The organism is Thiomonas sp. FB-6, assembly GCF_000377645.1.
Classification (GTDB): domain Bacteria; phylum Pseudomonadota; class Gammaproteobacteria; order Burkholderiales; family Burkholderiaceae_C; genus Thiomonas_A.
This window is the reverse complement of record NZ_KB898507.1, coordinates 24,533-31,383: the sequence shown is the minus strand read 5'-3', so window position 1 is coordinate 31,383 and position 6,851 is coordinate 24,533. Positions and strand designations below refer to the sequence as shown.

7 protein-coding genes and 2 rRNA genes are annotated in these 6,851 nt (G+C 69.7%); 7 read left to right on the top strand and 2 right to left on the bottom strand.

Annotated elements, in window-relative coordinates; translation table 11 throughout:
• The 3 genes from D466_RS0117425 to dusA form a co-directional block, all read left to right on the top strand.
• Positions 1 to 172: ribosomal RNA gene (locus tag D466_RS0117425) — 23S ribosomal RNA — on the top strand; the annotation flags it as partial.
• Between the two features lie 110 nt (positions 173 to 282).
• A 5S ribosomal RNA gene (gene rrf, locus D466_RS0117420) occupies positions 283 to 395 on the top strand.
• A gap of 96 nt (positions 396 to 491) precedes the next feature.
• Positions 492 to 1,502: a tRNA dihydrouridine(20/20a) synthase DusA gene (gene dusA, locus D466_RS0117415; protein WP_018914985.1), complete on the top strand. Its 1,011-nt coding sequence runs from the start codon at positions 492 to 494 to the stop codon at positions 1,500 to 1,502.
• A gap of 16 nt (positions 1,503 to 1,518) precedes the next feature.
• Here the strand turns inward: dusA and mnmH are convergent, their stop codons facing one another.
• Together mnmH and D466_RS0117405 are read right to left on the bottom strand one after the other, a co-directional pair.
• Positions 1,519 to 2,580: a tRNA 2-selenouridine(34) synthase MnmH gene (gene mnmH, locus D466_RS0117410; RefSeq protein WP_018914984.1), complete on the bottom strand. Its 1,062-nt coding sequence runs from the start codon at positions 2,578 to 2,580 to the stop codon at positions 1,519 to 1,521.
• Positions 2,577 to 3,248, bottom strand: coding sequence for an arylesterase (locus tag D466_RS0117405; RefSeq protein ID WP_081630017.1), 672 nt, complete (start codon positions 3,246 to 3,248; stop codon positions 2,577 to 2,579). The genes mnmH and D466_RS0117405 overlap by 4 nt, the downstream gene beginning before the upstream one ends.
• Positions 3,249 to 3,251: 3 nt before the next feature.
• Here D466_RS0117405 and D466_RS0117400 point away from each other — a divergent pair, with 3 nt between their 5' ends.
• From D466_RS0117400 to tsf, 4 genes are all read left to right on the top strand, one after another.
• On the top strand, positions 3,252 to 3,998 hold the full coding sequence (locus D466_RS0117400; protein ID WP_018914982.1) for an ABC transporter ATP-binding protein: 747 nt from the start codon (positions 3,252 to 3,254) through the stop codon (positions 3,996 to 3,998).
• The gene (gene rlmB / locus D466_RS0117395) at positions 3,995 to 4,735 is read left to right on the top strand and encodes a 23S rRNA (guanosine(2251)-2'-O)-methyltransferase RlmB (RefSeq protein ID WP_018914981.1); all 741 of its coding nucleotides are present in this window, start codon (positions 3,995 to 3,997) and stop codon (positions 4,733 to 4,735) included. Before D466_RS0117400 ends, rlmB begins: the two co-directional genes overlap by 4 nt.
• Positions 4,736 to 5,042: 307 nt before the next feature.
• Positions 5,043 to 5,801 carry a 30S ribosomal protein S2 gene (gene rpsB, locus D466_RS0117390; RefSeq protein WP_018914980.1) on the top strand — a complete coding sequence of 253 codons (759 nt, stop codon included), beginning with the start codon at positions 5,043 to 5,045 and terminating at the stop codon, positions 5,799 to 5,801.
• 110 nt (positions 5,802 to 5,911) lie between these two features.
• The gene (tsf, locus tag D466_RS0117385; RefSeq protein ID WP_018914979.1) at positions 5,912 to 6,820 is read left to right on the top strand and encodes a translation elongation factor Ts; all 909 of its coding nucleotides are present in this window, start codon (positions 5,912 to 5,914) and stop codon (positions 6,818 to 6,820) included.
• The last annotated feature ends 31 nt before the right edge of the window (positions 6,821 to 6,851 follow it).

Genomic DNA, 6,851 nt, shown 5'->3' with positions numbered 1-6,851 from the left:
AAGAGATAACCGCTGAAAGCATCTAAGCGGGAAACTCGCCTCAAGATAAGGCCTCCCTGGGGACTCGATCCCCCTGAAGGGTCGTTGAAGACTACAACGTTGATAGGCTGGGTGTGGAAGCGCAGTAATGCGTTGAGCTAACCAGTACTAATTGCCCGTGCGGCTTGATCCTATAACCTTGATCTGGCTCGATACAATCGCAACACAGCGTCAGCTCCCGAATCCCGGTTGTAGGGATCCCCACGTGGCACAGACCACGAACCCTGCAACCCACCAGTTACGCCTGATGACCATAGCGAGGTGGAACCACTCCTTCCCATCCCGAACAGGACCGTGAAACGCCTCAGCGCCGATGATAGTGCGCATTCGCGTGTGAAAGTAGGACATCGTCAGGCTCCCCTTTTTCCCCTCGGGGAAATTCAAGCCCGGTTACGCAAGTAACCGGGCTTTTGTTATTTCCGAGCCGCCGCGGCGGCTTCTACAATCTCCCCGTGGACTCCGCCCCCGTATCCGAATTCCCGGGCAGCGACTGGCGCCTGTGCGTGGCGCCGATGCTCGACTGGACCGACCGGCACTGCCGCTATTTCCACCGGCAGCTGAGCCGGGGCGCGCGCCTGTACACCGAGATGGTCACCACCGGCGCGCTGCTGTTCGGCGACCAGGCGCGGCACCTGGATTTCGACCCGGCCGAGCAGCCGCTGGCTCTGCAGCTCGGCGGCAGCGAGCCGGCGGATCTGGCCGCCTGCGCGCGTCTGGCGCAGGCCTGGGGCTACGCGGAGGTGAACCTCAATTGCGGCTGTCCCAGCCCCCGCGTGCAACGCGGTGCCTTCGGCGCCTGCCTGATGGGCGAGCCCGCGCTGGTGCGTGACTGCGTGGCCGCCATGCGCGACGCGGTGGGCGACGCGCTGCCGGTGACCGTGAAGCATCGCATCGGCATCGACCGCATCGAGGACTACGGCTTCATGCGCGACTTCGTCGGCACCGTGGCCGAGGGCGGTTGCCGGCTGTTCATCGTGCACGCCCGCAACGCCTGGCTGGACGGACTGAGTCCGAAGGACAACCGCGAGGTGCCGCCGCTGCGCTACGAACTCGTCTACCGCCTCAAGCGCGAGTTTCCCCGCCTGGGCATCGTCCTCAACGGTGGCGTGCGGGACGACGCCGCCGTGCGCGAACACCTGGCGCAGCTGGATGGCGTGATGGTCGGCCGCGAGGCCTACCAGCGCCCCTGGTGGCTGGCCAGCTGGGACCGCGAGCACCTGGGCTTCGGTGCCGATGCGCCCGGGACGACTCCGGCGCAGGTGGAATCGCGGATGCGCGCCTACTGCGACCGCATGGCCGCGCAGGGCGTCGCGCCCTTCGCGGTGGTGCGGCACATGCTGGGCCTGTGGAAGGGCGAGCCTGGCGCGCGCATGTGGCGCCAGGCGATGAGCGAGCCGCGGCACCGCCGCCTGCCCGCCGGCGAGTTGTTCCACATCGCCTCGCAGGCCCGGCTCGCGGCCTGAGCGCGGGGCCTTGTGCTCAGGCGGGATCGTGGACCGCGCGCAGGCGCGCGGCCATCGCGTCGAAGGCCCCGGCCGACTCGACCTCCCAGGCCTGGCCCTCGGCGAAGCCCTGGTAGTTGCGGCGCATCGAGGCCTCGTAGCTGGGGTCGTAGTGCTGCTCCAGCAACTCGCGGGTCAGTGCGGCGAACTCGCCCTCGGCGCTCATGCGCTGCCAGCGCTGCACGGCCTGCGCGCCGCGCAGTTCGCGCAGCGCCTGCAGGCGGCGTTGCAGTTCGGCGGGGTCGGAGATCATGTCGGCATAGTCGCCCAGCAGCACCTGCACGCGCACCTCCAGCTCGGCTTGCAGGCGCAGGCATTCGGCCGCGCGCATGTGCTCGATCAGCGCCGGTGGCACCTGCAGGCGTCCGATCTTGCGGCTCTCGCTCTCCACGAAGGTGGGGCGGGCGGGGTCGAATGCGCGCAGCGTCTCCCAGATGCGGGTCTCGAAGGCCTTCTGGGTGGGCTGGGGCTCGGCCGCCATGCCGCCCAGCACCGAGCCGCGGTGCGCCGCCAGGCGCTCCAGGTCCAGCACCTGCGCGCCGCGCGCGTGCAGGGCCTGTAGCAGCCGGCTCTTGCCGCACCCCGTGGGTCCGCACAGCACGATCAGGCGCTGCGCGCGGGCGAAGGCGTCCAGCTGCTCCACCAGCGCCGAGCGCAGGGCCTTGTAGCCGCCGCGCACCAGGGCCACCGGAAAGCCGATCTGCGCCAGCACGTGGGCCATCGCGCCGGAGCGGTTGCCGCCGCGCCAGCAGTAGGCCAGCACGCGGTGGCGCCGCGGCCAGCCGCCGGCAGCGTTCTCGATGTGCAGCGCGATGTTGCGCGCCACCAGCGCCGCGCCCACGCGCTTGGCCTCGAAGGAGCCCTGCTGTTTGTACAGCGTGCCCACGCGGGCGCGTTCGGCGTCGTCCAGCACCCACCAGTTGGCGGCGCCCGGCAGGTGATCCAGCGCGAACTCGCCGGGGCTGCGCACGTCCAGCACGGCGTCGAATCCGCGCAGCTCCCGCAGGGCCTGGTCGGCCTCGATGGGCTGCGGGTTCACGGCTTGCGCGCTCCCGGCTTGCGCGCTTGCGATTGCAGCAGCGGCTCGAGCACCGGCCACACGGTGTCCAGCATGGTTGGCTGCGCGGCCGCGGTGGGGTGGATGTTGTCGGCCTGGAACCAGTCGGGGTGATCCACCACCCCGGCCAGCAGGAAGGGCACCAGCGCGGTGTGCTGCAGCTGCGCCACGCGCGGGAAGATGGCTTCGAAGCCCCGCGTGTAGGCCGCCCCGTAGTTCGGCGGAATGCGCATGCCGATGAGCAGCACCCTGGCGCCGAACATCTGGCAGGCGCTGGCCATGGAGCGCAGGTTGGACTCGGTGGCCGCCAGCGACAGCCCGCGCAGCGCGTCGTTGCCGCCGAGTTCGATGAGCACCAGCTTGGGCTGGTCGCGCTGCAGCAGCGCCGGCAGGCTGCTCATGCCGCCGGCGCTGGTCTCGCCGCTGATACTGGCGTTGACCACGCGCCACGGTGCGTGGCGCTCCTGCAGGCGCTTTTGCAGCAGCGCGACCCAGCCGGTGCCCGTCTCCAGCCCGTAGCCGGCCGACAGGCTGTCGCCGATGACCAGCAGCACCGGGCGCGCCGCGGGAGCGTCCGCGGCGAAGGCCCGGGAGCACGCCGCCAGCGCGAGCAGCACAGTTCCTAGAATGAGGGTCCACTTGCCTCGCATCTCATGTCCTCGAATTCCGATCAAAACGCCATTGTCGCCGAGCATCTGTGCAAGACGGTGGGCGACGCCGGCGCGCGCCTGGCCGTGCTCGACGACGTCAGCCTGCGGGTGCCGCGCGGCGGCAGCCTGGCCATCGTCGGGCCCTCGGGCTCGGGCAAGTCCACCTTGCTCGGGCTGCTGGCCGGGCTGGACCTGCCGAGTTCGGGCAGGGTGCTGATCGACGGCACCGACCTGTTCGCGCTGGACGAGGACGCGCGGGCACGCCTGCGCGCCACGCGCCTGGGCTTCGTGTTCCAGAACTTCCAGCTGATCGCGCACCTGGACGCGCTGCACAACGTGTCCCTGGCGCTGGACATCGCCGGCGGCCCCGGCTCGCCGCTGCGCGAGGCGCGCGAGATGCTGGCGCGCGTGGGCCTGGGCGGGCGCGAGCACCGCAAGCCGGGCGTGCTGTCCGGCGGCGAGCAGCAGCGCGTGGCGCTGGCGCGCGCCTTCGTCACCCGCCCGGGGCTGCTGCTGGCCGACGAGCCCACCGGCAATCTCGACGCCGCCACCGGAGCGCGCGTCATCGAGTTGCTGTTCGAACTGCAGCGCCAGCAGGGCAGCACCCTGGTGCTGGTGACCCATGACGCCCAGCTGGCGGCGCGCTGCGACGCGGTGCTGGAACTGCAGGCCGGGCGCGTGCTGCACCGCGGCGGCGCCAGCGCGGCCGCGGCGCAGCCGGCTGAACCTACCGAATCGACCCTTTCATGAGCCTCAGACTTCTCTACGGTTTTCATGCGGTGGGTGCGCGCTTGCGCGTGGCCCCGCAAAGCGTGCGCGAATTGCTGGTGGATTCGGCACGGCACGACGCACGCATGCGTCAACTGACCCAGCGCGCGCAAGAGGCCGGCGTGCAAGTGCAGCCGGTGGATGCCGCCCGCCTGGATGCGCTGGTCGCCGACCGGCGCCACCAGGGCGTGGTCGCCCGGGTGGAAGCGCTGGCCCAGCCCACCACCCTGGACGCGGTGCTGGACGCCGCCGGCGAGCAGCCGCTGCTGCTCGGCCTGGACGGCGTGACCGACCCCCACAACCTCGGCGCGATGCTGCGCAGCGCCGACGCCGCCGGGGTGCACGCGGTGTTCGCCCCCAAGGACCGCGCGGTCGGGCTGACTCCCACGGTGGCCAAGGTGGCCAGCGGCGCGGCCGACACCGTGCCCTACCTGATGGTGACCAACATGGCGCGCGCGCTGGCGGGCCTGCGCGAACGCGGGGTGCGCGTGGTGGGCACCGCCGGCGAGGCCGGCGACAGCGTCTACGCGGCGGACCTGCGCGGGCCCAGCGCGCTGGTGCTGGGCGCCGAGGGCAGCGGCCTGCGGCGCCTGGTGCGCGAGGGCTGCGACCAGCTGGTGCACATTCCCATGCTCGGCAGCGTGGACAGCCTGAACGTGTCGGTGGCGGCCGGGGTGTGCCTGTTCGAGGCGGTGCGCCAGCGCCTGGCGCCGCCCTGATGCGCCGGGGCACGGTGGCCCCCGGGATTCGTTGCGCCCGGATGCTGCGGTGCAGTATCGATTTCAGTCTATAATGCGAAGGTTTTGTCGGGTGGCGTAGGTGACGTGCCGCGCCTTTCGACCGACCGCTGCTTGTGCGCGGATCGCCGGGGGCCGAAGGGCCGCGGGCGATGCGGCAGGGCGGCGAAATCCGCGGACCGGTCCTTCCAGGTGCCTGCCGCGGGCGGGCTTGCGCAGCAGATTTGCGAAGCAGACCCGGCCCGCGCGGGTTGAGGACCGGATTCGAGACCCAACCTAGGAACTCATGATGTCCGTTTCCATGCGTGAAATGCTCGAGGCCGGTGTGCACTTCGGGCACCAGACTCGTTTCTGGAACCCGAAGATGGCTCCCTACATCTTCGGCCATCGCAACAAGATCCACATCGTCAACCTCGAAAAGACGTTGCCGATGTTCCAGGACGCCTGCAAGTACGCGCGCCAGATGGCCGCGCGCCGCGGCACCATCCTGTTCGTGGGCACCAAGCGCCAGGCCGGCGAACTGGTGCAGGCCGAGGCCCAGCGCTGCGGCATGCCCTACGTGAACGCCCGCTGGCTCGGCGGCATGCTGACCAACTTCAAGACGGTCAAGGGTTCGATCAAGAAGCTCAAGGACATGCAGGCCCAGATCGCCGAAGGCGCGCTGGAGCACATGACCAAGAAGGAACAGCTGATGTTCCAGCGTGAGCTGGCCAAGCTCGAGAAGTCCATCGGCGGCATCCAGGACATGAACGCGCTGCCGGACGCGATGTTCGTGATCGACGTGGGTTACCACAAGATCGCCGTGGAAGAGGCCCATATGCTGGGTATTCCCATTGTCGGCGTGGTGGATACCAACCACTCGCCGCTGGGCATCGACCACGTCATCCCCGGCAACGACGATTCGGGCAAGGCGGTGGCGCTGTACTGCCGCGGCATCGCCGACGCGATCCTCGAGGGCCGCAACGACGCGCTGAGCGAAGTGGTGCAGACGGGCGGCGAGGAAAGCGCCGAGTTCGTCGAGGTGGCCGACGAGACGCCGGCGAACTGAGCCCGGCGGACCCGGCGGTTCGCACGCGGCGCAGGGCGCCGCGAAGCTTTGGTTACGGGGGGCTGTTCGCAGCCCCCTTGTTCAATCCAGGATTCAATCAGGAGTGCAATATGGCGGCAATCACCGCATCCATGGTGGCTGAACTTCGTGGCAAGACCGACGCTCCCATGATGGAGTGCAAGAAGGCACTGACCGAGGCCGAAGGCGACATGGGCCGTGCCGAGGAACTGCTGCGCGTGAAGCTGGGCAGCAAGGCGAGCAAGGCGGCCGCACGGGTCACCGCCGAGGGCATCGTCGCGGTGCACATCGACGGAGCGCAGGGCGCCATCGTCGAGATCAACTGCGAGACCGACTTCGTGGCCAAGAACGACGACTTCCTGGCCTTCGGCAAGCAGCTCGCGCGCCTGGTCGCCGAGCGCAACCCGGCCGACGTGGCCGCGCTGTCGGCGCTGGAAGTCGACGGCGTGACCGTCGAGGCGCAGCGCACCACGCTGATCGGCAAGATCGGCGAGAACATGAGCATCCGCCGCTTCAAGCGTTTCGCCGGCGGCTCGAAGCTGGCCAGCTACCTGCACGGCACGCGCATCGGCGTGGTGGTGGAATTCGACGGCGACGAGGTCGCGGCGAAGGACGTCGCCATGCACGTGGCCGCGATGAAGCCGGTGGCGCTGTCGGCCGCCGAGGTGCCGGCCGCGCTGATCGAGACCGAGCGCTCCATCGCCACGCAGAAGGCCGCCGAGGACGCCGAGAAGGCGCGCGCCGAGGGCCGTCCGGTGCAATCGCCCGAGATCGTCGCCAAGCGCGTCGAGGGTTCGGTGCAGAAGTACCTGAAGGAGGTCTCGCTGTTCAACCAGGCCTTCGTGAAGAACGACAAGCAGACCGTCGAGCAGATGCTGGCGGCGGCGAAGACCCAGGTGCTGGGCTTCACGCTGTACGTGGTCGGCGAGGGCATCGAGAAAAAGTCGGAGAATTTCGCCGACGAGGTCGCCGCGCAGATGGCAGCCGCCCGCGGTGCCTGAGCCCGCTGCGAATCGTTCCCGTCCCCGATCG

Bases quoted from the DNA above. Each gene is read 5' to 3' on its own strand.
- D466_RS0117405 (WP_081630017.1), bottom strand. From the start codon at position 3,248: ATGCGAGGCAAGTGGACCCTCATTCTAGGAACTGTGCTGCTCGCGCTG.
- D466_RS0117400 (WP_018914982.1), top strand. From the start codon at position 3,252: ATGTCCTCGAATTCCGATCAAAACGCCATTGTCGCCGAGCATCTGTGC.
- rlmB (WP_018914981.1), top strand. From the start codon at position 3,995: ATGAGCCTCAGACTTCTCTACGGTTTTCATGCGGTGGGTGCGCGCTTG.
- rpsB (WP_018914980.1), top strand. From the start codon at position 5,043: ATGTCCGTTTCCATGCGTGAAATGCTCGAGGCCGGTGTGCACTTCGGG.
- tsf (WP_018914979.1), top strand. From the start codon at position 5,912: ATGGCGGCAATCACCGCATCCATGGTGGCTGAACTTCGTGGCAAGACC.